The organism is Streptomyces sp. 4N124, from assembly GCF_052245395.1.
Taxonomy (GTDB): Bacteria; Actinomycetota; Actinomycetes; order Streptomycetales; family Streptomycetaceae; genus Streptomyces.
On sequence record NZ_JBQQBS010000010.1, the window covers coordinates 141,333 to 166,655 of the forward strand.

The window sequence follows — 25,323 nt, forward strand, 5'->3', positions numbered from 1 at the left end:
GCGGTTAGCGTGAGGACATGATCCGGTTCGATCAGGTCACCAAGCGCTATCCGGACGGTACGACGGCCGTGGACGGGCTCAGCTTCGAGGTGTCCGAGGGTGAGCTGGTCACCCTCGTCGGCCCGTCCGGCTGCGGCAAGACGACGACCATGATGATGGTGAACCGGCTGATCGAGCCGACGTCCGGGCAGATCTTCGTGAACGGCGAGGACATCGCGACGGTCGATCCCGTGCGGCTGCGCCGCCGTATCGGATACGTCATCCAGCAGGTGGGCCTCTTCCCGCATCGCACGATCCTCGACAACACGGCGACCGTGCCGTCCCTGGTCGGCTGGAAGAAGGCGAAGGCCCGGGCACGGGCCGCGGAGTTGCTCGATCTGGTGGGGCTGGACCCCAAGACGTTCGGGCGGCGCTATCCGGAGCAGTTGTCGGGCGGGCAGCGGCAGCGGGTCGGTGTGGCGCGGGCGCTGGCCGCCGATCCGCCGGTGCTGCTGATGGACGAGCCGTTCGGTGCGGTCGACCCGGTGGTGCGGGAGCAGTTGCAGGACGAGTTCCTGCGGATGCAGGCCGCGGTGTGCAAGACCGTGCTGCTGGTCACGCACGACATCGAGGAAGCCGTGCGCCTCGGCGACCGGATCGCCGTGTACGGGCAGGGGCGGATCGAGCAGTTCGACACGCCCGGAGCGGTGCTGGGTGCCCCGGCGACTCCGTATGTGGCCGAGTTCGTGGGGGCCGACCGAGGACTGAAGCGGCTGTCCGTCACCGAGATCGAGGCCGACGACCTGGAGCAGCCACCGCTCGCCCGCCCGGACGAACCGGCCCCGGCCGCGGCGGAACGGCTGCGCGCGGAGGGCGCGCGCTGGGCCGTCGTCCTCGACGAGGACGGTGAACTGCTGGGCTGGGTCGGCGTCGACGACCTGAGCGCGGGCGGTTCGGTCGGCGAGCGCGCGCACCGCATGAACGCGTGGGTGCCGGTCGGCGCACCCCTGAAGCAGGCGTTCGGTGTGATGCTCCAGCACGACGCCGGCTGGGTCGCGGTTCTGGACGGCGCCCGCTTTCTGGGCGTACTGACTCCGGCGAAGCTGCATGAGGCGCTGCGGCGGTCCGTGGATGCGGATGCGTTGGGGGTGGCGCGGGATCAGGTGTCGTTCTCCTCGGTCGCCGATGCGTAGCGCTCCGCGGGTTGTCAGGGCTTTGTCTGCGGGTTCGTTGTGGCTGGTCGCGCAGTTCCCCGCGCCCCTTCGGGGCGTTTCTCTCCCGTCAGCTGTATCTGATCGGGCAGCCGCGCCTCAGGGAATGGTGGGCCGCGCTCAGATACAGCGCCACGTAGAAGGCCGTGTCCAGGTCCTCGGTCCATGGTCCGGGGGGCTGCGGCCATGTCCTTCGCTGGTCCGTCGAGGAACCACGAGGTCAGCCTCCCCCTGGCGTTACGTCAGCAGCCCCTTCTCCTCCAGGTAGGTCCGTGCCACATCCGTTGCCAATCGGCGCCAGCTGTCCACCTGTTGGTTCAGGGAGGCCAGGTCGGATGTGGTGAGGGCGTCGTTCAGCTTGGCCAGGGTCTTGGTGACGCCCTCGCCGCCCGCTCGGGAGCGGTTGACGACCGGGACGACGTAGTCGGCATTCTGGAGGTGTTTGTCGTCGGTGAGGATGACGAGGCCGAAGTCGGGGAGGGTGGCGTCGGTCGTGGTGGTGAGGACCATCTGGTCCTGGCCGCTCTGGACCGCCTGTTTCGCCTGGGTGGTGCCTACGCCCTTCTGGTCGACGCCGGTGATGTCGATACCGTAGGTCTTCTCCAACCCCGGCTGGCAGTACGGCCGTTGGACGCACTCGTCGCCCGCCGCGAGCCTCACCTTCAGGCCGGAGGCACCGAGGTCGCTGAGCGTCTTGAGGCGGTGCTGCCGGGCGTACGACGCGCTGACCGCGAAGGCGTTCTGGTCGACGGCCCTGCCGGGGTCCAGCACTGTGAGACCGCGAGGCGTGGCCAGTTGGCGCAGTGCCTTCATCGTGGCGTCGAGGTCGGGTGAGCCGACCGGGGACGCGTCGGCTCCGTTGGCCTTGGCGTTGAGCCAGTCGGCGAAGGTCGCCGCGTATTCGGGCACGACGTCGATCTGGCCGGATTCCAGGGCCGGTTCGTACAGTTCGCGGTTGGCGACGGTGAGCATCGACGTCTTGTATCCGGCCTGGTTCAGCAGGAGCGCGTACATCTGGGCGAGCAGATCGCTCTCGGTGAATCCGGCGGATCCGATGGTGAGATGGCGGCTGTCGCCGGGCGGTGCGGTCACCTCGCCCTGGCTTTCCAGGGACGGGCCCGTGGTGCAGCCGGTGAGCAGCAGCAGGACGGCGAGGGTCGGGCGCCGTCTCATCGCATGCCCCTCGCCCAGCGCGGCGCAAGGCGTTCCGCCAGCTCGAAGACGCCCTCGACGATCAGCGCGAAGACGGCGACCAGCACCGCACCTGCCACCACCTGCGGGGTACTGGCGAGGTTGAAGCCCGCCGTGATGATCCGGCCCAGCCCTCCCCCGCCTGCCAGCGCGGCGATGGTGGCCGTCGCGACGAGCTGGACGGCGGCGATGCGCACGCCGTTCATGACCATCGGGAGTGCGAGGGGCAGCTCCACGCGGAACATCATCTGACGGCCGGTCATCCCCATCCCGCGCGCCGCCTGGACGATGCTGCGGTCGACCTCGCGCATCCCGACGTACGCGTTGGTGAGCAGGGGCGGGATGGCGAACAGGACGAGGGCGACGACCGTCGGGCCCTCTCCCCACTCGCCGATGGGGGTGAGGAGCAGCAGGACCAGGACGGCGAAAGTCGGCACCGCGCGGCCGATGTTGGAGATGTTCACGGCCAGTGCGCCGCCCTTGCCGAGGTGTCCCAGGACGATGGCCACGGGCAGCGCGATCAGGCAGCTGACGATCAGGCAGACCACGGTCAGCACGAGGTGTTGCAGGAGCCGGTGCCAGATGCCGTCGTCGCCGGCCCAGTGCGCTGAGTCGGCGAGCCAGTCCCAGGCGTCGGCGAGGGTCGTCATGCGCGGGCTGCCCTCGTCCATGGGGTGATCAGCCGCTGCACGCCGAGGAGCAGCACGTCGGCCGCGACGGCGATCACCACGCACAATACGGATGCCGCGAGCACCTGTGCCTTGAAGTAGGTGTTCATGCCGGAGTAGATGAGGTTGCCGAGTCCGCCGAAGCCGACGATCGCGCCCACCGTCACCAGGGAGACCGCCGAGACCATGGCGATGCGCAGTCCGGCCATCGCGGCGGGCAGCGCGAGCGGGAGTTCGACGGTGAGGAGGAGGCGGATGGGGCCGTAGCCCATGCCGCGTGCGGCCTGCCGGGTCTCCTCGGGGACGGCGCGCAGGCCCGCGAGGATGTTGCGGACAAGCAGCGTCAGCGAGTACAGGACGAGTCCGGCGACGACCAGGCTCGACGAGAGCCCGTACACGGGCAGCAGCAGCGAGAACATCGCCAGGGACGGGATCGTGTAGAGGATGGTCGTCACGGCGAGGACGGGCCCGGCCGTCCAGCCCCAGCGGCGGGCGAGCACGGCCAGCGGCAGGGCGATGGCCAGGCCGATCAGTACCGAGATCCCGGTCAGCTGCACATGTTGGCCGACCGCGTCGAGGAGGATCTCGCGGCGGGTGGTCAGGTACTCGCCGCAGATCCACTCGTTGCGCGCGAGGCAGTCGTCCGGGGGCGCGGTCACGGGTCCATTGCATCGGGCTGGCCGGAGGGTCGGCTCGTTCTGGTGACCCGTACGGGGTGTCGCCGAGTACACCCCCCGATACGGGTTCTGCGCCCCATGTGGTCCGGCCTCCGTCTCCGTAGCGTCTTGGGCATGGCACAGGGCGTGCCGGAGTGAGGGTGATGACGAAATGTTTCGCACAGGTTCGCGACGTATGCACGACAAGGGACCCGCCGCCGAGGCGCTGCGGCTGGTCAAGGTCACCAAGACCTACGGCTCCGACGACAGCGCCGTGACCGCCCTGGACCGGGTCACGCTCAGCCTCGGGCGGGGCACCTTCACCGCCGTGATGGGGCCGTCGGGCTCCGGGAAGTCGACGCTGCTGCAGTGCGCGGCCGGTCTGGACCGGCCCGACAGCGGCATCGTGCTGGTCGACGGGGCGGAGATGACGGGTGGCACGGAGGCCGAGCTGACGAGGTTCCGGCGCCGCCGGATCGGGTTCGTGTTCCAGCAGTACAACCTGCTGGAGACGCTGACCGTCGCGCAGAACACGGTGCTGCCGCTGAAGCTCGCCGGGCAGCGCGTCGACCGGCGGCGGGCCCGGGAGGTGCTGACCTCCGTGGGGCTCGGCGACCGGCTCGGGCACCGTCCCGACCAGCTCTCCGGCGGTCAGCGGCAGCGGGTGGCCATCGCCCGCGCGTTGGTCACCGAACCCCGGGTGGTCTTCGCGGACGAGCCGACGGGCGCCCTGGACACCCGCAGCGCACGGGATGTGTTGCTGCTGCTTCAGGAGGCCGTGCGGGTGCACGGCCGGACCGTGGTGATGGTGACGCACGACCCGGTCGCCGCCTCCTATGCCGACTCGGTGCTGTTCCTCGCGGACGGCCGGCTGGCCGGCCGGATGGACGCACCCACGCCCGACGCGGTCGCCGAGCGGCTGGCCCACCTGGGCGACGACGCGCTGCAGGGGGTGTGAGCGATGTTCATGCTGGCCATGCGGTCGATCCGGCAACGGCCCGGACGCTTCCTCGCGACGCTGCTGTCCGCCTTCCTCGGCGCGGCGATCATCATGACGTTCAACTCGATGCACGACACCGCCGGACAGCCCGGCATCGACTCCACCAGCTCCGAGACGCTGAGCCTCTCGGCGAGCGTCGTCGGCGGCTACGGCACCCTGCTGGTGTTCTTCGCCGTCGCCTCGACGCTCACGGTCAACGTCCGCCAGCGGGCGGCCGAGCTGGAACTGCTGCGCTGCTCGGGGGCGACTCCGGCGCAGATCAAGCGGATGGTCGTCGGTGAGGCGGTGGTCGTGGCCCTGGTGGGCGCGGCGCTGGCGATCGGACCGGCGATGCTGGGTGGGCAGTTGCTGCTGGACGTGTTCCAGGACAGCGGCCAGGTCGCCGAGTCCGTCGACCACTCCTTCGGGCCGGTCGCGCTGATGTCGGGTATCGACATCACCCTGCTCGCTGCGGCGGGAGCCGCGTTCCTCGCCGTACGGCGGGCGACGCACCGGCGCGAACGGCGGGACGGGAAGCGGAAGTTCTTCGCGTACGCCGCTCTGGTCGTCGGCGCCGTGGCGGTGACCTCCACCTTCGCGATGTCGGCGACGGACGAGGCGCTGATGGCGCCTCCGGCGTACGGCGCGATCCTGCTGTCGGTGGGGTTCGCGCTGCTGGCGGCACGGCTGCTGAAGGGCATGCTGGCCCGGCTGTCGCTGTCGGGGGCGAGTGGCTGGCTGGCCGTGCGCAACCTGCGTGAGCGGGCGGAGCATCTCGCCGGGGTCCTGATGTCGCTGATGCTGTTCACGGCGGTGTCCACGGCGACGCTCACCATGCAGGCGGTGGAGAGCGACACGGTCGAGAAGCTGGGGATCGTCAAGGACGTCGACGCCAAGACGCTGGAGACGCTGAACTTCACGGTCGTCGGCATCATCGTGGCGTTCGTCTGCGTGATGCTGGTCAACTCGCTGTACGCGGCGACGACGTACCGGGCCCGGGAGTTCGGGCAGCAGCGGCTGGCCGGGGCGACTCCGGGTCAGGTGTTCGGTGTGGTGGGCGCCGAGGGGCTCGTGCTCACGGTGACCGGTGTCTTCTTCGGCACGGTGGCGGCGCTGGCGGGGATCGTCCCGTTCACCGTCGTCCGCTCGGACGAGGTGCTGCCGGGCCAGTTCTTCGGCATCTGGCTGGCGGTCGTCGCGATCGCGGCGGCGGTGACGATGGGGACAAGCCTGGCCACGACCCGGCGGGTGCTGCGCACTCCGGCGGTCGAGGCGGTGGGGCTCGCGGCCTGAGCGAGGGGGACTCGGTAAGGGGCGGCGGCTCTTGCGGCCGCCCCTTACGCCTGTGCGACCCCCGCCGCGTCCAGCAGCACCGTCACGGTGGCGGTGGCCAGCCCGTCCAACGTCTCGACCCTCGCGCCTGCCCGGGCGCTCGCGCCGTCGAAGACCAGCGTGAGCTGCCGGGCCAGCAGCTGCGGATCGCGGGCGCCGCCCAGCTCGGCCAAGGCGCGGAACGCCTCGGTCAACCGCCCCTTCGTGACGCGGGCGACGACACTCGCCGGGTGCGCAGCGCTCCGCGGGCTATGTCGATGTGCGGCTCCGCCGCAGGGCCGCGATGGGCCGTCGCTCGCCTGCGGGGCCGTCGTGGCTGGTCGCGCAGTTCCCCGCGCCCCTTCGGGGCGCTAGCCGAACCGCAACCGACTTCAACAGGGCCGCATAGGGGTCCTTCAGCTCGACCAGCCCCGGTACTCGGGCTGCGTCGACGCCTCCAGCCGCTCGAAGACATCGAGGGTGCGTCGGCTGGTACGACCGTTTGGAGACCCCGACCGCCCGGCACAGCGCCTCGAACCGACCGGGAATTGCGTGACAGGCTCCCTGAACAAGCGCTTAGATAGCGGCAGAAGTCCACACCGAGCGGGAGGCCCCGTTGTTCACATCCGTCGACGAAGTCTCCGCCCGCCTGGCCGAGACCGGCTATCTCGCCTCCCCCGCAGTCGCCACCACCGTCTTCCTCGCCGACCGTCTCGGCAAGCCGCTCCTGGTGGAGGGCCCCGCCGGCGTCGGCAAGACGGAACTCGCCAAGGCCGTCGCCACGATCGCCGGAGCGGAGCTCATACGGCTGCAGTGCTACGAAGGCGTCGACGAGTCACGCGCGCTGTACGAGTGGAACCACGCCAAGCAGTTGCTGCGCATCACCGCGGGCCGCGACGAGACCTGGGACGAGACGCGCACCGACATCTTCAGCGAGGAGTTCCTGCTCCCCCGCCCCCTGCTGACGGCCATCCGCGGGGACACCCCGAAGGTCCTGCTGATCGACGAGACCGACAAGGCGGACGTCGAGGTGGAGGGCCTGCTGCTCGAAGTGCTGAGCGATTTCCAGGTCACCGTCCCCGAACTGGGCACGGTCACGGCCACGCGCCGCCCCTTCGTCGTCCTCACCTCGAACGCGAGCCGCGAGCTGTCCGAGGCGCTGCGCCGCCGCTGCCTGTTCCTCCACATCGGCTTCCCCGACGAGGAGTTGGAGCGCCGGATCGTACGGCTGAAGGTGCCGGACCTCGACGAGGCGCTGGCCGCGTCGGTGGTACGCGTCGTCGGCGCGCTGCGGGCGATGGACCTGCGCAAGGTGCCCTCGGTCGCCGAGACCGTCGACTGGGCACGCACGCTTCTGGCGCTGGGCGCCGACACGCTCGACGAGACGGTCGTACAGGCCAGTCTGGGCGTGCTCCTCAAGCACCAGGACGATGTCCTCAAAGCCGCCGCCAAGCTCGATCTGGACGCCGTGTGACCGCGGCGGCGTCCGATGTCGCGGCGCGGCTGACGGACTTCGTCGCCGCGCTCCGTGCGCACGGCATCCGCATCGGCACCGGGGAGACCGTGGACGCCGGTCGGGCGGCGGCGGCGCTGGGCCTGGCGGACCGTGAGCAACTGCGCGAGGGGCTGGCCGCGACGCTGCTGCACGGCACGGGCCAGCGGCCGGTGTTCGACCCGGTCTTCGACCTGTACTTCCCGCGGGGCGTGGGAGCGCCGGAGGAGCAGCCCGCGGACCGGGACGATCTGCGTGACCGGCTCGCGAAGGCGCTGACCGCCAACGACACGGCATTGATGGGCCGGTTGGCGGGCGAGGCCGTCGACGGCTTCGGCGGGTACGGGAGTTCACCGGCGTCGGACGGCTGGTCGTCGCATCAGACGCTCGACCGGCTCCGCCCGCAGACGCTGCTGGCCCGCGTCCGCGATGACATCCGGGCGCAGAGCGGCACTTCGGGGTTTGCCGAACGGCTCCTCGACGACGAGATCCGGCGGCGGATCGAGGCGTTCCGGGCGATGGTGGCCACGGAGGCGCGGCGCCGGGTCGCCGAGCGGCGCGGGCGGGACGAGATCGCCCGGCGGGCCGTGGCCCCGACCGCCGACCGGGTCGACTTCCTGTACGCCGGGCGGGACCGGGTGGCCGAGCTGCGCAGGACGGTGCAGCCGCTCGCCCGGAAGCTCGCCACCCGGCTGGCGGCACGCCGGCGCCGTGCCGCGCGGGGCACGATCGACCTGCGCCGGACGCTGCGCGGCTCGCTGTCGACCGGCGGGGTGCCGATGCGGCCCGTGCTGCGCCGGCGCCGTCCGGCCCGGCCCGAACTGGTGCTGCTGTGCGATGTGTCGGGCTCCGTGTCCGGCTTCTCGGACTTCACGATGTTGCTGGTGCAGGCGCTGCACGACCAGTTCAGCAAGGTGCGGGTGTTCGCCTTCGTCAACCGGATCGACGAGGTGACCGGGCTGCTCCGGCACGGCGTCGCCGATCCCCAAGGGCTCGGCGCCCGCATACAGACGGAGGCCAAGCTCACCGGCTGGCACGGCAGCAGCGACTACGGCGTCGCGCTGGGCGAGTTCGCGGAGCGGTACGCCGACGCGCTGGGCCCGCGTACGACCGTGTTCGTCCTCGGCGACGCCCGCACCAACATGAGCGACCCGAACCTGCCCGCCGTACGCGACATCGCCGAACGGGCCCGCCGCGTCTACTGGTTGAACCCTGAGCCGCGCACGCTGTGGGGCACCGGTGACTCGGCCGCACCCGAGTACGCCGGTGTCGTCGGGATGCACGAGTGCCGCAACGCCCGGCAGTTGGGCGACCTGATCGCCCGCCTGCTGCCGGTGTGATCAGGCGGCGAGCTGCGGATAGAGCACCGCGAGGTCAGCGGACAGGCCTGCCTTGACCTGCCGGGAGATGTCGTCCGCCAGCACCTCGTAGGCACCGGCCGCGATGCCGTCGAGGGCCTGCGCCGCCACGCTCTCGGGCGTGGACTTCGGCTGGTCGATATGTGCCGTCATGTCCGTGTCGACATAGCCGACATGAAGGCCGGTGACGTCGATGCCGCGCGGCTTGAGGTCGAGGCGCAGGGAGTTGGTCTGCGACCAGAAGGCGGCCTTGGAGGCGCTGTAGGAGCCCGCGAGACCGATCCACGAGAGCACCGAGTGGACATTGAGGATGTGGCCGCCGCCGTTGCGCTCGATGACCGGCGCGAAGGCGCGGGTGACGAGGAGCGGACCGTAGAAGTTCGTCTCAAACTCGCGGCGGATGTCGTCGACGGGTGAGGCGAGGAAGTTGGCGTTCACGCTCGCGCCCGCGTTGTTGATCAGCAGGGTGACGTCCTGCGCCTGTTCGGCGGCAGCCGCGACGGACGCCGGGTCGCCGACCTCGAGGGCCAGCGGCACGGCATCCGGGTGGGTGACGGTCCGCGGGTCGCGGGCGGTGGCGTAGACCTTCTTCGCGCCGCGCTCGTACAGGGCCGCCACCAGGGCACGGCCGATACCGCGGCTGCCGCCGGTGACCAGGGCGACGGAACCTTCGATGGTTGTCATGGGACTCTCCGAACTCATCAAGCAAGGCAAGACAGGACAGGACAGGGGCCGGCAGAAACCGATCGGTTTCCAGGCGGACACGAGCAGCGTAAACCGATCGGTTTTCCAAAGCAAGCGCACCCCGCCCCGCGCGCCTCTCCCGGACCCCCTAGGGGTGCTCTCCGGGGCGAATCAGGGCTTGCTCCTCATTCCCGGGCAGACCTCGCTCTTCTACGCTCCGCAGCAACAGAGGGGGATTTCATGAAGGCTGTGATCCAGGACCGGTACTGCTCGGCGGACGAGCTGCAGATCAGGGAGATCGACCGGCCGGTTCCGAAGCCCGACCAGGTGCTCGTGCGGGTGCGTGCGGCGTCCGTCAACGCCAAGGACTGGCACATGATGCACGGCGACCCGAAGCTGATGCGCATCTCCATGGGGCTGCGCGCACCCAAGCTGAAGATCCGCGGCAATGACTTCGCGGGCCTGGTCGAGGCCGTCGGCAGCGAGGTGAAGGGACTGCACCCGGGCGACGAGGTGTTCGGCGAGACCGACGGGACGTTCGCCGAGTACGCCTGCGCCCGTGCCGCGGCGGTGGTCCCGAAACCGCCCGGCCTCACCTTCGAGCAGGCCGCCGCGATACCGGTGGCGGGGTGCACCGCGCTCATGGGCCTGCGCGATGTGGCCCGTGTGCGGTCCGGGCAGACGATCCTGATCAACGGCGCGTCCGGCGGCGTCGGCACGTTCGCGGTGCAGCTCGCGAAGGTGTACGGCCTGGACGTCACCGCGGTGTGCCGGACCCGCAACGTGGACATGGTCCGCTCGCTCGGCGCGGACCATGTCGTCGACTACGGCCAGGAGGACTTCACCCGGAGCGGACGCCGGTACGACGTGGTGCTCGATCTGGTCGGCAACAAGTCACTGAGCGAGTTCCGGAGCGTACTGACCCCGGCCGGCACGCTGGTGCTGTCCGGCGGCGGGACCTACAACGGTGGCACTTTCTTCGGGCCGATGAGCCTCTTCTTCCAGGGGCGGGCGGTCGGCAGGTTCGTTCGGCACCGCGTGGTCGAAATCGCGGCGGTCGTGACCACGGAGTATCTGACCGTCCTGGGCGAGCTGGCCGAGTCCGGAAAGGTGCTCCCGGTCATCGACCGCACGTATCCGTTCGCCGAGATACCGGAGGCGATCCGGTACCTGGAGGTGGAGCACGCGCGCGCGAAGGTCGTCATCACGGTGTGAGGGCTGCCCGAGCGAGGGCTGCCCGAGAGCTCGCCCTTACTTGGACTTGGCATACTCCTGCGCCATGCCGCCCGCGAAGTCGTATGCGATGACCTGCTCGTCGCCCACGACCCAGGCGTCATGTCCCGGCGGGCACACGAAGACGTCGCCGGGGCCGACCTCGCTCTCGGCGCCGTCGTCCATGCGGATGCGCAGACGGCCCTCGACGATGTAACCGTTGTGGTGGATCTGGCAGCTGTCGGTCCCGGCGATCGGCGCCACGGACTCGGACCAGCGCCAGCCGGGCTCGAAGGTTGCCACGGCGAAGTCGAGTCCGGTCAGATGGACGGTCTCCAGGTGCCCTCGGGGGAAGTCCCTGCGCTCGTCCGGCTTGTCGAGCGTCTTGATCTCGAGCATGACGCTCCTCCTTTCCGGCCGCGCACTGCGGCCGGGGCCGGTCTCCGTCTCCGGGCGGCCACGAACGGCACCGGCGGTGACCGTGCCCCATGCGTCCATCGTCCTCCCGGACGACGAAGACCACCACGTCAGTCGGCGCCGCCGCACAGCCGCGCGAAGCGCTCGGCGTCGATGTTCCCGCCGGAGACGATCACACCGACCCGGCGCGGCAGGGCGCCCGTCCGGCCGGTGAGCAGGGCGGCCAGCGGAGTGGCGCCGCTGGGCTCCACGACGATCTTCAGCCGCTCGAAGGCGAACCGCATCGCGTCCCTGATCTCGCCGTCGCCGACCAGCGCGATCTCGTCGACCAGTCGTCGGTTCACGGAGAAGGTGAGTTCTCCGGGGGTGTGCAGGGCCTGTCCGTCGGCGATGGTGCGGGGCACGGGGATCGTGATGCGCCGGCCCGCCTCCAGCGACCTCTTGGTGTCGTCCCCGGCCTCCGGCTCCACCCCGATCATCCGGATCCCCGGGTACAGGCCCTTGGCGACCGTGGCACTGCCGGCCATGAGCCCGCCCCCGCCGACCGGTGTGACGAGCGCGTCCAACTCCCCCACCTCTTCGAGGAGTTCCAGGGCGGCCGTGCCCTGCCCGGCCATGACATGCGGATGCTCGTACGGCGGGATGAGGGCGAGGCCCCGCTCGGCGGCCAGGGCCTCACCGATGGCGATGCGGTCGCCCGTGTAGCGGTCGTACGTCACGATCTCGGCGCCGTATCCGGCGGTGGCGTCCATCTTGGAGCGCGGGGCGTCCTCCGGCATGAGGATCACCGCGGTGGTGCCGAGTTCCCGGGCGGCGAGGGCGACGGCCTGGGCGTGGTTGCCGGAGGAGTAGGCCGCGATGCCCCGGGCCAGCTGCTCCGGTGCCAGCCGGGAGGCCGCGTTGTAGGCGCCGCGGAACTTGAAGGCGCCCACACGCTGGAAGTTCTCACACTTGAGGAACACCTCGGCGCCGACGAGTGCGTCCAGCGTCCGTGAGCGCAGCACCGGCGTGCGGTGCGCGACGCCCTTGAGCCGGGCGGCGGCGTCACGGACGTCATCGAGGGTGACCGGCGGGGTCGTGGTCGTCACGCGTGTCCTCCATCGGCGTCGGGATGGCCTCGGTCTCGGTGCCCCTAGACTAACAGTCCAGACTCTGTACTGACAGTCCAGATTCCCGGCCACCCGCCGGGAAAGCCCTCAGTACCCGACGTAGAACGTGGCGTCCAGCCGCTCCGTGGCCGTCGAGACGGGGTCGATCCGCAGGGCGTAGTCGGCGTGCCTGATGTACCGGGTCGGGTTGTTGTACGAGCGGAACGACGACCAGGAGGAGTCGGCGAGCCCCGCGGTCCGGTAGAAGGTGGCGTCGGCGGCGAACGTGGACGTGCCGTCGTTCTCGTCCAGCCTCAGGTTGTAGTTGTAGTGGCGCAGATAGCGGGCCGGGTAGTTGACCGACTGGAAGGAGACCCCCGCCGAGTCGGCGAGGCCCGGCACGAGCTTCCACTGCGAGTCGGGATACGGGTCGAAGGGGTATGCGTCGATCCGGCCCACGAAACCGCCGTGCCGGACGTAACGGTCCGGGTAGTTGTACGACTTCAGCCGGTTCCAGGCCGGGGCACCCCAGGCGGCCACCAGATTGCCGTACTGGGCCGAGGTGATCGACTGTATGCCGCAGTGCTTGGAGTTGAGCGGCTGCGTGTAGCGGCGCTGGTCGAGCGCGGTCCAGGTGCCGGCCGCGAGGTTGGTGGTCTGCCAGGCGTAGAAGACGCCGTTCGGCGTGTAGGTGTCGCCCCAGAGGTACCAGGCGTTGGAGGTCAGGGACTTCACGACGGTCGGGGCCTCGGTGCCGCCGTGGGCGGCGGGCGTACTGAAGACCGTGAAGCTGCCCGGGGTCAGCGAGGTGGATCTCGCGCCGACGAGGGTCTGGTCCCGCTTGAAGTACAGGTAGTTGACGCCGTTCACGCCCACGGTCAGGTTGCCGTCGATGACGTCGTAGCCGGGGTCGAAGAAGACCTGCGGGTTCTCGGTCGTCCGGAAGTCGGTGGTGTAGCTCACCATGATCACGTTGTGGCCGCTGCTGTTCACCGACGAGTACAGGATCCCGTACCGGCCGCGCCCGGCGTCCCAGAAGGCCTCCGGTGCCCAGCTGTGCGTGTTCGTCATGTCGTGCAGTTTCAGCAGCCGGTAGCCGGTGAAGGTGCGCAGGTCGGCCGAGTCCCAGACGTGGATGTACACGCTGTTGCGGGACCAGTCGGTGCCCTTCAGATCCGTCGCCAGCACGACGAAGGTGCCGTCCTGCTTGCGCAGGATGAACGGGTCGCGCAGCCCGCCCGCACCGGCGGTCGGCGTGACCACGGGGTTGTTCTGGTTCAGCGGCATCCACTGCAGGCCGTCGGTGCTGACGGCCAGATGCAGGCCGTAGTCGGCCTCCAGCATGGTCGTGGACTCGGTGAAGTAGCACATGACGTACGCCGAGTCGGCCGCGTGGGCCGATCCCGCACCGAGGGCCAGCGAGCCGGTCACGGCCAGCGGCACGGTGGCGGCCATACCGAGCACCTGACGGCGTGAGGGGCGGGGTCCGGGCTGGGCACTGCTGCTCATCTACCCTCCAAGAGGTCACCGGCGTCCGACATTTCGAACACAGTTCGGTGAATCGATCAGAAGGTAGAGGCGCGGTGACAGGGGGTCAATTGTTCTGTCAGGCCTTGTTGATTCCTGTGAGAACAGCCGGTCCGGTCAGCGCACCCTGTGACCCCTGCATCGCAACGTGGCGTGAGCGAGAAGGGCATCCGTTGGGATGGACGCCCTCTCCGCTGCCGCAGCCTGACCAAGCCGGTGAACCTGATCGGTCAAAGCACCAGCCCGCCTGGTTCAGAAGGCGTGCGCCATCAGCTCCGCGAACAGCGCGTGCTCGTCGGCCTCGAGGCCCCGCGAGCGGAACCAGTGGCAGATGTTGGCGCAGTCGCGCTGGAGGAAGGTCATCCCGTTGAGGTTGCCGACCAGGTCGACGATCTGTGGCAGGTCGATGATGACCAGCCGCTCGCCCGCCGCCAGGATGTTGTACGCCGAGAGGTCACCGTGCACGAGGCCGTTCTGCACCATCGTCGCGAGCGCATCGGTGAGTTGCTCGAAGTACGCCGCCAGCAGCTCGGGTGAGGGTCGAGTCTGGGCGAGCCGGGGCGCGGTCTCGACGGCGCCGTCCTCGCCGATGATGGTGATCCATTCCATCAGGATCTCGGTGCCGTCGATCTGGACCGGGTAGGGAACCGGCAGCCCGAGGCTCCAGAGTCGCACCAGCGCACCCCACTCGGACACCGCCCACTCGCCGGCCGCGACCTGCCGGCCGAAGGTGCTCTTCCGCTTGAGGGCCCGCTCGTCACGTGAGCGCTTCATCGAGCGGCCCTCGGTGTAGGACGCTGAGCGGTGGAAGGTCCGGTGCTCGGGAGAGCGGTACCGCTTGGCCGCCATGACCACGCTGGCGGCGGGGTCCAGCAGGTCGGCGCGCTCGACGAGGTGGACGTCGGCCTCCTTGCCGGTCTTGAGGACGCCGAGTTCGGTGTCGATCGCGCCCTGCGAGGTCACCACCCAGTCCGGGAGCGGCTCGGGGCCTCGGCAGAGGGGTTCGACGCTGAGCCAGGTCGACCAGCGCTGGCCGTCCTCGAGGTCGTCGTAGGCATGGAAGTCGAAGACGAACCGGTCGTCGAGGTCGCTCAGATCACGCTGCGGCGGGACGTAGCGGTGGGGGTCAGTGATGAAGGCGTCAGGAAATGCCGGGTGCTGAGGGTGCTGCGAGAGATCGTCGTGAGACATCGCTGGAGGTGCTCCATGAGGCGAGAGGGAGTCGGTCTGCGGGCAGGCCGAGGACAGTCGTAATCACGGTCGTGCCTCCTCTCGTGAAGCACCGGGCAGCTCCCGGTGGCTCGCCCATGGTGAAGGGCGGACACCGGCAGCGGCAACCGAATAAAGCCGGCCCGCGTCGAGCGGCCCCAGCGGTGCTGTGGGTTCCGGCGTCATCCTCCGTACCGGGCTCGTCCCGGCCCTGCTCAGGCTGACGTTGGCCGGATCATTGCCGGCCGGACCCGCAGTGGCCGAGCTGCACTACGACGCGGCCCCGGGTGCAGTTTGGTGCGGACTGGATCCAGAAGGAAGCGCGGCGCGTCTCGTCGAAATCGGCTCGGACGCCGATGACTTCGAGGAAGCATGGCGCCGGGCCCGCCATGAGTCTCAGAGGTGATCAGCTGAAAGCCTGGGCTCGGTGGGATCGATGGCGTGGACCGGAGGGCTAGCAAGGCCGACCCCACAGCCGGTGGGATCGGGGGCAGCAGGGCGAGAGCAGCCGTTGCCGACTTCCCGCACCACGCGCTCCAGCCGGCACCGGTGGTCCTCCCACCACGCGTGATCGCCTGGCCCACCGCCGACCCCGCACTCGCGCCGAACCTCTCGCGCCACGCAACACCGCGTCCCGCGCCGGTCAGCTCCCCAGCCGCCGAATTCGCAGCTCAGCGCACCCTGCCCCGCGGCTTCAACGGCAGCGGCGGCAGTTCCGGCGCCAGCAGCGGATCACCGTCGTACCCCTTCACCTCGCCGAAGCGCGAGCCGGTCATCCAGTCCTGCCGGGCCTGTTCGATGTCGGCCTGGGTACGCCCGATGAAGTTCCACCACATGATCAGCTCCTCCTCGAACGGCTCACCGCCGAGAAGCATCAGCCCCGCGTCCGACGCCGCGCGCAGCGGCAGTTCGGTGCGGCCGCAGCCGAGGTAGAGCATCGAGCCGGGCAGCACCGGCACGCCGTCCACCCGCGCCTCGCCGGACATGGACAGCACGGCGTATTCGAAGTCCGGCTCCAGCGGCAGGCGTACGTCCGCGCCGCCGGCGAGGGCCAGGTCGGCGCCGACGATCGGGGTGTACGTCGTGCCGGGCGAGGCGGCGCCGTCGAGCTCGCCGAGGATCATCGTGGCCCTGAGGCCGGGCGCGGTGACGACGGGCAGTTCGCCGTGGTGCTCGAAGCGCGGGTCGGTGTGACGGTGACCGTCGGGGAGGGCGACCCACAGCTGGGCGCCGTGCAGAAAGCGGGCGTGTGAGCGGGGGCTCTCCTCGGAGTGGCTGATCGCCCGGCCCGAGGTCATCAGACCCAGTTCGCGCGGGCGAATGGTCTGCAGGCTGCCCGTCGAGTCGCGGTGCAGCACCTCGCCCTCGTGCAGCCAGCTCACCGTCTGCAGCCCCATGTGCGGGTGCGGCGGGACCTGCATGCCGGGCTCGTCGGTGATGTCGTCGGGGCCGTAATGATCGACGAAGCACCAGGCGCCGACCATACGGCGACCCAGGTTGGGCAGGAGACGGCGGACCTCGGTGGACTCGCCGAGCTTGACGTGGCGAGGGCTGAGAAGTTCACGCACGGGCTCCGGCACGACGAAGCCGCGGCCGCCGCACAGAGCGGGAACCGCCTCGCGATCAAGATTGCTCATGGCGCCCAACCTAGACCCGCGGGAGTCTCCGCGTCAGTCCAACGCAGGCCAGGCGCCTCCGAAAATAGTAGCCATGGATATAGTAGCCATGTACTCTATTCGCATGAGCATGGCTTCCGAGGGCGCGACGCCCGGCTTCCTGGTCTGGCGGCTGTCCACCAAGTGGCGGGTCGCGGTCGACCGCGCGGTGACCCCGCTGGGACTGACCCACGCGCAGTACGCGCTGGTGGCCTCGTTGTACGGCATGCAGCGCGGCGGCGAGCGCCCCAGCCAGCGGCGCCTCGCGGACCACACCGGCCTCGAACCGCTGTATGTCTCCAAGCTGGCACGAAACCTCGAAACGGCAGGCCTGCTCGAACGCACCCGGGACCCCCGCGACCCGCGCGCGGTGCAACTGGCCCTGACCGAGCAGGGCCGTGAGCGGACCCGGGAGGCGATCAAGGTCGTCCAAGGCCTGCTGCAACAGCTGTTGGAGCCCCTCGGCGGCCTCGGCAGCCCGCGCACCCGGGAGTTCACCCGCGATCTGGCAACCCTGCTCGACGCACCTCTTGACCCGTTCGCCATGGACAGTGAGTCCGACAAGGAGCAGTCATGACCACCACCACTCCCCCGGTCGACCCCCGCGTCATAGCTCTGGCCCACTACGCCGCCCGCGCGCTTCTCGAGCAGGCACTGGCCCGCCACGGCGCCACGTTCCAGCAGTCCGTCACCCTCCGGTCCGCCGCCACCGCCGACGGACCGATCGAGCGGAACCGCCTCGTCGACAGTGTCGTCGGCGCGCTGAAGATCGACGCCGCGGACGCGAACTCCGTGGTCGACGAACTGCTCGCGGCGAACCTGCTGGCCCCTCAGGAGCCGTCCCAGCTACGGATCACGGACGCCGGACAGGCCCTGCTCGACAGGACTTCGGCCGAGACCGCCCCCATCAGCGCCCGGATCTACGGCGGTATCCCGGAGGATGAACTGGCCACCGCCGGACGGGTGCTGACCGTCATCACCGAGCGGGCCAACGCCGAGCTCGCCGCCATGGCCCACTGACCCAGTAGTGGAATATTCAACCACCGTGCTCCGTTGACGGCGCCGAAGGAGGTCACGAGTGGACACGACGTACTACGACCACGGAACAGAGGCGGAGCGCTGGGAGCGCGCGCGGATGTTCTTCGACGCCAGGGACTACGCCGCCGCAGCGCGGGTTCTGGACGGGCTGGTCGAGGAGGTGCCGGAGCAGACCGGACCGCGGCTGCTGCTGGCGCGTGCCTACTACCACTCGGCCCAACTGCGCCGCGCCGAGACCGAGTTGCGCACGCTCGTCGAGCGCGACCCGGTGGAGCACTACGCCCGGCTGATGCTGGGCCGGACCCTGCAGCGGCAGGGACGGCACGAGGAGGCGGAGCAGCACATGCGCCTGGCCTCGGCGCTCGCCGGGGATTTCGAGCGGCTCTGAGACACGACGGGGCCGGTTCCTGCAAGGGAACCGGCCCCCCGCCCGACTCATACCTCCGCGTTGCCCGGCGTCCGCCGTCCCCGGCGGTGGCCGATCTCCCCGAGCACGACGTCCACCACGATGAACGCGGCCAGTGGAATACCGAGCAGCGGCACGAAGTAGCCGAGGACGGCGATCACGGCGACCAGCGGCACGAGGATCTGCGGGGGCACCTGCTGCCAGGCGCCGCGCGGGATCGGCCGGCCGAAGGCGGAGCCGCGGCCACGCTGCCACCACATGCGGTAGCCCAGCACGATCAGCAGGATCAGGCTGAGCGCGAGGAGCATCAGCGCGATCTGGTTGACCAGGCCGAAGAGGACTCCGGTGTGCAGATCGATGCCCCAGCGGGTCAGCTTCGCGAGCAGCGGATAGTCGTCGAACCGCAGCACGTCGGTGACCTCGCCGGTGGCCGGGTCGATCGCGACCGAGTCCTGCTTCTCCGGCCAGCTGCGCTGCACCTGCTTGACGACGTACGCGGACGACGCGTCCGCGGGCGGAACGATCTCGACCGGATCGCCGAGCCCTTCGGAACGCGCGGCGGTCAGGATCTTGTCGAGTCCGACACCGTGCTCGGCGCTCCCCCCGGAACCGGCCGCGGCACCGTGGCCACCGTGATCGCCGCCCGCGGTCGCCGAGATCGACGGAGTGGAGTGGCCGAGCGAGGTCCGCAGCTCGTCGATGTTGGCGCCGGCGTAGGTCGACCAGGTCAGGCCGGTCGCGGACAGGAAGAAGAACCCGATGGCGGCCCAGACGCCCACGGTCCCGTGCAGGCCCAGTGTGCGGCGCCGCCCGCTGGTGCCCCGTACCTTCCGCAGGGCCCGGCGGCGGGACAGCCACAGCACCACGCCACCGCCCGCGATCACCCACAGCCAGCTCGCGGCGAACTCGCTGTAGAGGCGGCCGTTCTCGCCGAGGTGCAGGTCCCGGTGGAACTCGTCGATCCAGGTGCGCAGCGGCAGTGCGCCGGTCGAGCCGTACTGTTCGAGGGCGCCACGCACCTCGGCCGTGTACGGGTCGACGAACACGGCGAGCGTATGGGTGTCGTCGACGCCCTTGACGCCGGACAGCAGCACCCGGGTGCTCGCGTCGTCCTCCGGCGAGGGGCGTACCGCCGAGACCGTGCCGTCGGGGTGGGCCTTGCGGGCGGCGGCCACCTGCTCGGAGATCGGCAGCTTGGTGTCGCCGACCGGGACGGTCATCTCGTCGGCGTACACGATCTTCTCGGCCTGGAACGAGGCGGCGTACAGCAGACCGGTGGTGGCGGCGACGAGCAGGAACGGTGCGACGAGGAGTCCCGCGTAGAAGTGCAGACGCAGGACCAGGGGGCGGAGCGGGGCCCATCTGCTGCGGGACGGCGCCGGGGCGGCGGCTTTCGGGGCCTCGTCCGTGGAGGTCGAGGGAGCGATGGACATCGGCGGCTTCTCCGGGGCTGGGGACGTTTCTCGGGTCTGGCGGTCCAGTAGTCGGGGGAAGGGGGCGCCGAGTTCCCGGCATCTGGAGTGACATACGCCACACAGTCGCGATCCGGTCGTCGTGGTGCCGTGGCATTCTGGCGCGATGGCATCTCCCCATGACCGCGCGCCCCTTGCCGAGCTGGTCGAGGAACTCCTCGCCACCGAGGGGCCGCTGACCATCGTCGAGGCGGGCGAACCGGTGCTGCGGCACGCCGCCGAGCCCTTCGACGGACAGCTGGACTCCGCGCTTCTGACGCGGTTCGTCACGGCGCTGCGCGGCACGATGCACGCGGCGCCGGGTGTGGGCCTGGCGGCCCCGCAGGTGGGGGTGCCGCTGCGGATCGCGGTCATCGAGGACCCGGCGCCGGTTCCCGAGGAGGTGCGGGTGGCGCGCGGGCGGGTGCCGCAGCCGTTCCGGGTGCTGGTCAATCCGTCGTACGAAGCCGTCGGGCCCGGCCGGGCCGCGTTCTTCGAGGGCTGCCTCAGCGTGCCGGGCTGGCAGGCGGTGGTGGCACGGCACGCCGAGGTGCGGCTGACGGGCGAGGACGAGTACGGCCGCCCGCTGGACGAGGTGTTCAGCGGCTGGCCCGCGCGGATCGTGCAGCACGAGACGGACCACCTCGACGGCACCCTGTATCTGGACCGCGCGGAGCTGCGCTCACTGTCCTCGGGCCGGGCGATGGCCGAACGCTGGGCGCAGCCGACGCCGGATGCGGCGTCGGCTGCGCTGGGATTCCGGCTGCCTGAGGCGTGACTCAGTTGTCCCGGTAGGACTCCAGCAGCCGCAGCCAGATCTCGCTGATCGTCGGGTAGGACGGCACCGCGTGCCACAGCCGGCCGATCGGAACCTGCCCTGCGACCGCGATCGTGGCCGAGTGGATCAGTTCGCCGACGCCGGGGCCGACGAAGGTGACGCCGAGGAGGATCTCGCGTTCCAGGTCGACGACCATGCGGGCGCGGCCGCGGTAGCCGTCGGCGTACAGGCCCGCGCCGGCCACCGAGGACAGCTCGACGTCCACGGCGCGGACGCGATGGCCCGCCTGTTCCGCCTCGGCGAGGGAGAGTCCTACGGCCGCCGCCTCCGGATCGGTGAACACGACCTGGGGTACGGCCGCGTGGTCGGCGGTGGCGGCGTGCGCGCCCCACGGGTCCGACTCCAGGAGCGGTACGCCCGAGGCGCGGGCGGCGATGGCGGCGCCCGCGATCCGGGCCTGGTACTTGCCCTGGTGGGTGAGGAGGGCGCGGTGGTTGACGTCGCCGACCGCGTAGAGCCAGTCGCTGCCGGTGACGCGCAGGCTGTCGTCGACCGGCAGCCAGGAGCCCGGCTCCAGGCCGACCGTGTCCAGCCCGATGTCGTCGGTGCGCGGGGCGCGCCCGGTGGCGAAGAGGATCTCGTCGCCCTCGATACGGTCGCCGGCCTCGGTCACGGCGACGACCGTGCCGTGCTCACGGGTCACCGACGCCAGCGACGTGCCGGTACGGACGTCCACCCCCGCTTCCGTGAGCCCGTCGCCGACCAGCTCGCCGGCGAAGGGCTCCATGCGGTTGAGCAGGCCCTTGCCGCGGACAAGGAGCGTGACCTGCGAGCCGAGGGCCTGCCAGGCGGCGGCCATCTCGGTGGCGGCGACCCCGCCGCCCACCACGATCAGCCGCCCGGGCGCGGCCTTCGCGCTGGTGGCCTCCCGGCTGGTCCACGGCCTGACGTCGGCGAGCCCGGGCAGATCGGGCACGAGGGCGCGGCTGCCGGTGGCGACAACGACGGCGTGCCGTGCGGTCAGCACGTGCTGTCCGCCGTCCGGGCCGGTCACAGTGACCTCGCGGGGTCCGGTGAGGCGGCCGTGGCCGCGGTAGAGGTCGGCGCCGATGCCGTCGATCCACTGGACCTGGCCGTCGTCCTTCCAGTGGGAGGTGAACTCGTCGCGGCGGGCGAGGACCGCGGCGGTGTCGAGCGGGCCCTGCACCGACTGCTTCAGACCGGCGAGGCGGCGGGCGTCGGCCTGCGCGATGACCGGGCGCAGCAGGGCCTTGCTGGGCATGCACGCCCAGTACGAGCACTCGCCGCCGACCAGCTCACTCTCCACGATCGCGGTGGCGAGGCCGGCCGCACGGGTGCGGTCGGCGACGTTCTCCCCCACGGGCCCGGCACCGAGCACCACGACGTCGTACACGTTGGAATCCGTATCCGTCATGGGGTCAGTCTGGTGGGTGGTGTGCGCTGTGGCCACACGGGTACGTGCGCGGAATACGCAAGGGGTCGGACGTGTTGTGCGGACGGCTTCGCCCCGACATCAGGAAGAGGGAATCACGCCATGAGCAGCACCGTGGAGCTCACCAAGGAGAACTTCGACCAGACGGTCACGGACAACGAGTTCGTCCTGATCGACTTCTGGGCGTCCTGGTGCGGGCCGTGCCGTCAGTTCGCCCCGGTCTACGAGAAGGCAGCCGAGGAGAACCCCGATCTGGTGTTCGGCAAGGTCGACACGGAGGCGCAGCCGGAGTTGGCCTCCGCGTTCGGTATCCAGTCGATCCCGACCCTGATGATCGTCCGGGACCGCGTCGCCGTGTTCGCGCAGCCCGGCGCCCTGCCCGAGGCCGCGCTGACCGACGTCATCGGACAGGCCCGGAAGCTGGACATGGACGAGGTCCGCAAGGCCGTCGAGGAGCAGCAGGCCAAGGCCGAGCAGAACGGCGAGTGAGCGCGGGGGCGTTGTGCCCTGGCCACGTCGCCGTGTGCGCGGCGGCGTGGCGCATATCGCCCTACAGCGCCAGCGGCAGTCCCGCGTAGTTCGCGGCCAGTTCGGCGGCAGCGTGGCGGGATGCGGTGATCCGGCGCAGGCGTGCCCGCTGCAGCCGGTCGTCGAAGGCGTCCCCGTCCGGCCGTACGTGCAGCATCGTCGTCATGTCGTACGAGAACCGAGTCGCCTGCCAGACCCGGGCGAGGCACACCTGCGAGTATCTGTCGAGGAGTTGCTCGTCCCCGGTGCGGTGCAGTTCACCGAAGGCGCGGGCGAGGACGCGTACGTCGGACACGGCGAGGTTGAGGCCCTTGGCCCCGGTGGGCGGCACGATGTGGGCGGCGTCCCCGGCGAGCAGCAGCCGTCCGTGGCGCATCGGTTCGTGGACGTAACTCCGCATCGGTGTCACCGACTTGGACGTGATCGGGCCGCGACGCAGGGTCCAGTCGGCGTCGATGGCGAAGCGGGCGGCGAGTTCGTCCCAGATGCGGTCGTCCGGCCAGTCGTCGGGGTCGGTGCCGTTCGGGACCTGCAGATACAGGCGTGAGACGCTCGGCGAGCGCATGCTGTGCAGGGCGAATCCGTGCTCGCCACGGGCGTAGATCAACTCGTCGCAGGACGGCGGTACGTCGGCGAGGATCCCGAGCCAGGAGTACGGGTAGTCGTGCGCGTACGTCCGGCTGGACGCGGCCGGGAAGCTGTCCCGGGCGATGCCGTGGGAGCCGTCGCAGCCGACCACCCAGTCGCAGGTCAGCGCCTGCTCACGCCCCTCGTGCCGGAACCGCACGACGGGCGCCTCGCTCTCCGGCTTCTCCACAGTGAGCGCCTCCGCCTCGAACAACAGCGGTGGCCCTTCGGCCAGTTGGAGCGCCACGAGGTCCTTCACGATCTCGGTCTGGGCGTAGATCGTGACGGTGCTGCCGCCGGTGAGGGCCGGGAAGTCGAGGTGGTGCCGTTCCCGGTCGAAGCGCAGCTCGATGCCCTGGTGGACCAGTCCCTCGGCGCCGAGACGGTCGGCGGCGCCGGCCTCGCGCAGGGCGTCGACCGTGCCCTGCTCCAGCATGCCGGCGCGCTGGCGCTGTTCGACGTATTCCCTGGTCCTGCTCTCCAGCACGACGCAGTCGATGCCCGCCCGGTGCAGCAGACGGGCGAGGAGCAGTCCGGCGGGGCCGCCGCCGATGATGCCGACCGTCGTGCGCATGGTGCGCCTCCCCTGGGGTTCAGCTGGATTCGCGGTGGACCACCGTGGCACCGAGCACGGTGTGCCGCTCGGGTGCGATGCCCGGGTCGCGCACCGCGCGGTCGACGAGTTCGGCGAGGTCACGGCCGGACGGCAGCTCGATGTGGACCGTGCTCAGCCGGGGCCGCAGCAGCCGCCCCAGCGTCAGGTCGTCGGCTCCGATGATCGCCGTGTCCCCGGGAATGTCGACCCCCTCGTCCTGCAGCGCGCGCATCAGCAGCATCGCGTACTCGTCGTTGTACGCGAACACGGCGTCCAGGTCGAGTTTCCGCCAGCGCGCGGCGAGCCGGGCGCCGGCGGACTCCTCGTAGGCGAGAGGCAGTTCGGTGACGGTGGCGTCCGTGCCGTGCAGGGCGCGGCGCACGCCCGCGAGGCGGGGCGCGGAGAAGGTCTCCAGGCCGGGCTCCTCCGGTACGACGACGCCGATCCGGCGCCGGCCGCGGTCGTACAGATGGGTGGCGGCGCAGTGGCCGACGGTCGCGTGGTCCATGAGCAGGGCGTGGGCGCCGTCGACGGTTTCGGGGCCGAGGGTGACGACGGCCCGGGCGCCGGACCGCTTCAGCACCGTGACCCCCTGCGGGCCGAGGCCGGCGCCCGGGACGAGGACGGCGACGGGCCGCAACTCCGCCCAGGCGCGGGCGGCTTCGTCACCGTGCAGGCCGACGGTGCCGTACTGGACGACCGTGTAGTCGAGGCGGCTGAGCGCCCACTGGAGCTCGTTGATGAACTGGCTGTAGAGCGGGCCGACCGGGATGGTCGGGGCGGGCATCAGGACCAGCCGGCTGTGCCCGGCGCGCAGGCTGCGGGCGGCGGCGTGCGGCACGTACCCGAGTTCCTTCGCCGCCTGGTGGACCCGGCGCCGGGTCGGCTCGCTGATCCGGACGGCGCTGGTGTTGTTGAGCACGTAGGAGACGGTCGCGCGCGAGACGCCGGCCAGGCGGGCCACATCGGCGCTCGTGGGCACAGGGTGCTGCGCGGGCGACACGGGGGCGGGCGTTTTCGGTATCTGCACCATGACGTATCGCATCTTGGCAGAGGGCCGGGGCGGGGGTGCGGGCGGGATCGGGCGGATGAAAGTTGTACGAACGCGGCTCAGCGAGGCGGGTCGGTACGCGTGACGCGGGCGACCAGGTCGACCCAGCCCGTCTCCAGCCGCTCCAGCGGCATCCCGCACTGCTTGGTCAGATGGTGGATCACGGCGGGATCGAGGTAGCCCAGCAGCGTCTGGGCGAGGAGTTCGCAGTCGGCGTCGGGCACGATCTGCCGCAGCAGGATCATCATGTGTGTGCGCAGGGCCCTCAGTGACGGGTGGGAGTACCGGCGGGTCGGTTCCGGCTGGGCGGCCAGTTGCAGCTCCAGTTGCTCGGCCGAGCGGTACAGCACGGCCACGCCGAACGCCCGCAGCCGCTCGACCGGCGGCGCCCCGGGCCCCAGGGGCGGCGGTCCGCTGAGGAAGTCGGCCTGCAGCTTGCGCGACGAATGGTCGAGCAGTGCGGTCAGCAGGCCGGTGCGGTCGCCGAAGCGGCGGAAGACCGTGCCCTTGCCCACCTCGGCCGCCGCGGCCACCGCCTCCATCGTGACCCCGGCGACGCCGTGCTCGGCGATCAGCTCGGCGGCGGCCTCCAGCAGCCGGGCCCGGTTGCGGGCCGCGTCGGCACGCAGGCACGGCTCGTCCTCGGCGCTGCCGAGCTGCAGCAACTCGGCTTCGTCGAAGGGCTCTTGAGGCCCCGGGAAGGGCGGCAGAGAGGCGGACATGAAGACAGCGTAAAGCATGGGGAATGAAACTGGACCG

General features: G+C 70.7%; 26 protein-coding genes. 11 read left to right on the forward strand and 15 right to left on the reverse strand.

What is annotated here, in order from left to right:
- The first annotated feature begins 17 nt into the window (after positions 1-17).
- Complete coding sequence (locus tag ACTWQO_RS13230; RefSeq protein WP_443237462.1) at positions 18-1,172, forward strand: betaine/proline/choline family ABC transporter ATP-binding protein; 1,155 nt, start codon at positions 18-20, stop codon at positions 1,170-1,172.
- 255 nt (positions 1,173-1,427) lie between these two features.
- On the opposite strand, the gene ACTWQO_RS13235 is transcribed toward ACTWQO_RS13230, so the two are convergent.
- The 3 genes from ACTWQO_RS13235 to ACTWQO_RS13245 are packed head-to-tail and all read right to left on the reverse strand — an operon-like array spanning position 1,428 to position 3,708.
- Positions 1,428-2,363, reverse strand: coding sequence for an ABC transporter substrate-binding protein (locus tag ACTWQO_RS13235; protein WP_443237463.1), 936 nt, complete (start codon positions 2,361-2,363; stop codon positions 1,428-1,430).
- A complete protein-coding gene (locus ACTWQO_RS13240; RefSeq protein WP_443237545.1) occupies positions 2,360-3,031 on the reverse strand; it encodes an ABC transporter permease in 672 nt (223 codons plus the stop codon). The genes ACTWQO_RS13235 and ACTWQO_RS13240 overlap by 4 nt, the downstream gene beginning before the upstream one ends.
- Positions 3,028-3,708 carry an ABC transporter permease gene (locus tag ACTWQO_RS13245; RefSeq protein WP_443237464.1) on the reverse strand — a complete coding sequence of 227 codons (681 nt, stop codon included), beginning with the start codon at positions 3,706-3,708 and terminating at the stop codon, positions 3,028-3,030. The genes ACTWQO_RS13240 and ACTWQO_RS13245 overlap by 4 nt, the downstream gene beginning before the upstream one ends.
- A gap of 169 nt (positions 3,709-3,877) precedes the next feature.
- Here ACTWQO_RS13245 and ACTWQO_RS13250 point away from each other — a divergent pair, with 169 nt between their 5' ends.
- Positions 3,878-4,663 (forward strand): ABC transporter ATP-binding protein, encoded by a 786-nt coding sequence (locus tag ACTWQO_RS13250; protein ID WP_443237465.1) that lies wholly within the window; start codon positions 3,878-3,880, stop codon positions 4,661-4,663.
- Between the two features lie 3 nt (positions 4,664-4,666).
- Positions 4,667-5,977 (forward strand): FtsX-like permease family protein, encoded by a 1,311-nt coding sequence (locus ACTWQO_RS13255; protein WP_443237466.1) that lies wholly within the window; start codon positions 4,667-4,669, stop codon positions 5,975-5,977.
- A gap of 44 nt (positions 5,978-6,021) precedes the next feature.
- Here the strand turns inward: ACTWQO_RS13255 and ACTWQO_RS13260 are convergent, their stop codons facing one another.
- Positions 6,022-6,210 (reverse strand): hypothetical protein, encoded by a 189-nt coding sequence (locus ACTWQO_RS13260; protein WP_443237467.1) that lies wholly within the window; start codon positions 6,208-6,210, stop codon positions 6,022-6,024.
- Between the two features lie 401 nt (positions 6,211-6,611).
- Between ACTWQO_RS13260 and ACTWQO_RS13265 the strand changes: the two genes are divergently transcribed.
- Together ACTWQO_RS13265 and ACTWQO_RS13270 are read left to right on the forward strand one after the other, a co-directional pair.
- On the forward strand, positions 6,612-7,469 hold the full coding sequence (locus ACTWQO_RS13265) for an AAA family ATPase (RefSeq protein ID WP_328350415.1): 858 nt from the start codon (positions 6,612-6,614) through the stop codon (positions 7,467-7,469).
- Positions 7,466-8,827, forward strand: coding sequence for a vWA domain-containing protein (locus ACTWQO_RS13270; RefSeq protein WP_443237468.1), 1,362 nt, complete (start codon positions 7,466-7,468; stop codon positions 8,825-8,827). The genes ACTWQO_RS13265 and ACTWQO_RS13270 overlap by 4 nt, the downstream gene beginning before the upstream one ends.
- On the opposite strand, the gene ACTWQO_RS13275 is transcribed toward ACTWQO_RS13270, so the two are convergent.
- On the reverse strand, positions 8,828-9,529 hold the full coding sequence (locus ACTWQO_RS13275) for an SDR family oxidoreductase (protein WP_443237469.1): 702 nt from the start codon (positions 9,527-9,529) through the stop codon (positions 8,828-8,830).
- 240 nt (positions 9,530-9,769) lie between these two features.
- On the opposite strand from ACTWQO_RS13275, the gene ACTWQO_RS13280 reads away from it, so the two are divergent.
- Entirely contained in the window at positions 9,770-10,744 is a 975-nt protein-coding gene (locus tag ACTWQO_RS13280; RefSeq protein WP_443237470.1) for an NAD(P)-dependent alcohol dehydrogenase, read from the forward strand.
- 36 nt (positions 10,745-10,780) lie between these two features.
- On the opposite strand, the gene ACTWQO_RS13285 is transcribed toward ACTWQO_RS13280, so the two are convergent.
- From ACTWQO_RS13285 to ACTWQO_RS13305, 5 genes are all read right to left on the reverse strand, one after another.
- Complete coding sequence (locus tag ACTWQO_RS13285; protein WP_443237471.1) at positions 10,781-11,140, reverse strand: cupin domain-containing protein; 360 nt, start codon at positions 11,138-11,140, stop codon at positions 10,781-10,783.
- 128 nt (positions 11,141-11,268) lie between these two features.
- On the reverse strand, positions 11,269-12,246 hold the full coding sequence (locus tag ACTWQO_RS13290) for a threo-3-hydroxy-L-aspartate ammonia-lyase (protein WP_443237472.1): 978 nt from the start codon (positions 12,244-12,246) through the stop codon (positions 11,269-11,271).
- Between the two features lie 108 nt (positions 12,247-12,354).
- Positions 12,355-13,755, reverse strand: coding sequence for a glycoside hydrolase family 43 protein (locus ACTWQO_RS13295; RefSeq protein WP_443237473.1), 1,401 nt, complete (start codon positions 13,753-13,755; stop codon positions 12,355-12,357).
- A 270-nt stretch (positions 13,756-14,025) separates the two neighbouring features.
- Positions 14,026-14,964, reverse strand: coding sequence for a serine protein kinase RIO (locus ACTWQO_RS13300; protein ID WP_443237474.1), 939 nt, complete (start codon positions 14,962-14,964; stop codon positions 14,026-14,028).
- A gap of 689 nt (positions 14,965-15,653) precedes the next feature.
- A complete protein-coding gene (locus tag ACTWQO_RS13305; protein ID WP_443237475.1) occupies positions 15,654-16,619 on the reverse strand; it encodes a pirin family protein in 966 nt (321 codons plus the stop codon).
- A gap of 103 nt (positions 16,620-16,722) precedes the next feature.
- Between ACTWQO_RS13305 and ACTWQO_RS13310 the strand changes: the two genes are divergently transcribed.
- The 3 genes from ACTWQO_RS13310 to ACTWQO_RS13320 are packed head-to-tail and all read left to right on the forward strand — an operon-like array spanning position 16,723 to position 18,063.
- Positions 16,723-17,214, forward strand: coding sequence for a MarR family winged helix-turn-helix transcriptional regulator (locus tag ACTWQO_RS13310; protein ID WP_443237476.1), 492 nt, complete (start codon positions 16,723-16,725; stop codon positions 17,212-17,214).
- Entirely contained in the window at positions 17,211-17,657 is a 447-nt protein-coding gene (locus ACTWQO_RS13315) for a MarR family transcriptional regulator (RefSeq protein WP_443237477.1), read from the forward strand. Before ACTWQO_RS13310 ends, ACTWQO_RS13315 begins: the two co-directional genes overlap by 4 nt.
- 58 nt (positions 17,658-17,715) lie before the next feature.
- A complete protein-coding gene (locus tag ACTWQO_RS13320) occupies positions 17,716-18,063 on the forward strand; it encodes a tetratricopeptide repeat protein (RefSeq protein WP_443237478.1) in 348 nt (115 codons plus the stop codon).
- Between the two features lie 47 nt (positions 18,064-18,110).
- On the opposite strand, the gene ACTWQO_RS13325 is transcribed toward ACTWQO_RS13320, so the two are convergent.
- Positions 18,111-19,514, reverse strand: a complete 1,404-nt coding sequence (locus tag ACTWQO_RS13325) for a PepSY-associated TM helix domain-containing protein (RefSeq protein ID WP_443237479.1) — start codon at positions 19,512-19,514, stop codon at positions 18,111-18,113.
- Between the two features lie 145 nt (positions 19,515-19,659).
- Here ACTWQO_RS13325 and ACTWQO_RS13330 point away from each other — a divergent pair, with 145 nt between their 5' ends.
- Complete coding sequence (locus ACTWQO_RS13330; protein ID WP_443237480.1) at positions 19,660-20,310, forward strand: peptide deformylase; 651 nt, start codon at positions 19,660-19,662, stop codon at positions 20,308-20,310.
- A gap of 1 nt (position 20,311) precedes the next feature.
- Here the strand turns inward: ACTWQO_RS13330 and ACTWQO_RS13335 are convergent, their stop codons facing one another.
- On the reverse strand, positions 20,312-21,745 hold the full coding sequence (locus ACTWQO_RS13335; protein WP_443237481.1) for a dihydrolipoyl dehydrogenase family protein: 1,434 nt from the start codon (positions 21,743-21,745) through the stop codon (positions 20,312-20,314).
- Positions 21,746-21,865: 120 nt separating this feature from the next.
- Here ACTWQO_RS13335 and trxA point away from each other — a divergent pair, with 120 nt between their 5' ends.
- On the forward strand, positions 21,866-22,252 hold the full coding sequence (gene trxA / locus ACTWQO_RS13340) for a thioredoxin (protein ID WP_443237482.1): 387 nt from the start codon (positions 21,866-21,868) through the stop codon (positions 22,250-22,252).
- A 61-nt stretch (positions 22,253-22,313) separates the two neighbouring features.
- Here the strand turns inward: trxA and ACTWQO_RS13345 are convergent, their stop codons facing one another.
- The 3 genes from ACTWQO_RS13345 to ACTWQO_RS13355 all read right to left on the reverse strand — a co-directional run bounded on the left by ACTWQO_RS13345 (position 22,314) and on the right by ACTWQO_RS13355 (position 25,304).
- Entirely contained in the window at positions 22,314-23,492 is a 1,179-nt protein-coding gene (locus ACTWQO_RS13345) for a 4-hydroxybenzoate 3-monooxygenase (RefSeq protein ID WP_443237483.1), read from the reverse strand.
- A 19-nt stretch (positions 23,493-23,511) separates the two neighbouring features.
- Positions 23,512-24,546 (reverse strand): LacI family DNA-binding transcriptional regulator, encoded by a 1,035-nt coding sequence (locus ACTWQO_RS13350; RefSeq protein ID WP_443237484.1) that lies wholly within the window; start codon positions 24,544-24,546, stop codon positions 23,512-23,514.
- Positions 24,547-24,623: 77 nt separating this feature from the next.
- Positions 24,624-25,304 carry a TetR/AcrR family transcriptional regulator gene (locus ACTWQO_RS13355; RefSeq protein WP_443237485.1) on the reverse strand — a complete coding sequence of 227 codons (681 nt, stop codon included), beginning with the start codon at positions 25,302-25,304 and terminating at the stop codon, positions 24,624-24,626.
- Positions 25,305-25,323 lie beyond the last annotated feature (19 nt).

Coding starts and splice junctions, on each gene's coding strand:
- ACTWQO_RS13230 (WP_443237462.1), top strand. CDS start 18: ATGATCCGGTTCGATCAGGTCACCAAGCGCTATCCGGACGGTACGACG.
- ACTWQO_RS13235 (WP_443237463.1), bottom strand. CDS start 2,363: ATGAGACGGCGCCCGACCCTCGCCGTCCTGCTGCTGCTCACCGGCTGC.
- ACTWQO_RS13240 (WP_443237545.1), bottom strand. CDS start 3,031: ATGACGACCCTCGCCGACGCCTGGGACTGGCTCGCCGACTCAGCGCAC.
- ACTWQO_RS13250 (WP_443237465.1), top strand. CDS start 3,878: ATGTTTCGCACAGGTTCGCGACGTATGCACGACAAGGGACCCGCCGCC.
- ACTWQO_RS13255 (WP_443237466.1), top strand. CDS start 4,667: ATGTTCATGCTGGCCATGCGGTCGATCCGGCAACGGCCCGGACGCTTC.
- ACTWQO_RS13275 (WP_443237469.1), bottom strand. CDS start 9,529: ATGACAACCATCGAAGGTTCCGTCGCCCTGGTCACCGGCGGCAGCCGC.
- ACTWQO_RS13280 (WP_443237470.1), top strand. CDS start 9,770: ATGAAGGCTGTGATCCAGGACCGGTACTGCTCGGCGGACGAGCTGCAG.
- ACTWQO_RS13285 (WP_443237471.1), bottom strand. CDS start 11,140: ATGCTCGAGATCAAGACGCTCGACAAGCCGGACGAGCGCAGGGACTTC.
- ACTWQO_RS13295 (WP_443237473.1), bottom strand. CDS start 13,755: ATGAGCAGCAGTGCCCAGCCCGGACCCCGCCCCTCACGCCGTCAGGTG.
- ACTWQO_RS13300 (WP_443237474.1), bottom strand. CDS start 14,964: ATGTCTCACGACGATCTCTCGCAGCACCCTCAGCACCCGGCATTTCCT.
- ACTWQO_RS13305 (WP_443237475.1), bottom strand. CDS start 16,619: ATGAGCAATCTTGATCGCGAGGCGGTTCCCGCTCTGTGCGGCGGCCGC.
- ACTWQO_RS13310 (WP_443237476.1), top strand. CDS start 16,723: ATGAGCATGGCTTCCGAGGGCGCGACGCCCGGCTTCCTGGTCTGGCGG.
- ACTWQO_RS13315 (WP_443237477.1), top strand. CDS start 17,211: ATGACCACCACCACTCCCCCGGTCGACCCCCGCGTCATAGCTCTGGCC.
- ACTWQO_RS13325 (WP_443237479.1), bottom strand. CDS start 19,514: ATGTCCATCGCTCCCTCGACCTCCACGGACGAGGCCCCGAAAGCCGCC.
- ACTWQO_RS13330 (WP_443237480.1), top strand. CDS start 19,660: ATGGCATCTCCCCATGACCGCGCGCCCCTTGCCGAGCTGGTCGAGGAA.
- ACTWQO_RS13335 (WP_443237481.1), bottom strand. CDS start 21,745: ATGACGGATACGGATTCCAACGTGTACGACGTCGTGGTGCTCGGTGCC.
- trxA (WP_443237482.1), top strand. CDS start 21,866: ATGAGCAGCACCGTGGAGCTCACCAAGGAGAACTTCGACCAGACGGTC.
- ACTWQO_RS13345 (WP_443237483.1), bottom strand. CDS start 23,492: ATGCGCACGACGGTCGGCATCATCGGCGGCGGCCCCGCCGGACTGCTC.
- ACTWQO_RS13350 (WP_443237484.1), bottom strand. CDS start 24,546: ATGGTGCAGATACCGAAAACGCCCGCCCCCGTGTCGCCCGCGCAGCAC.
- ACTWQO_RS13355 (WP_443237485.1), bottom strand. CDS start 25,304: ATGCTTTACGCTGTCTTCATGTCCGCCTCTCTGCCGCCCTTCCCGGGG.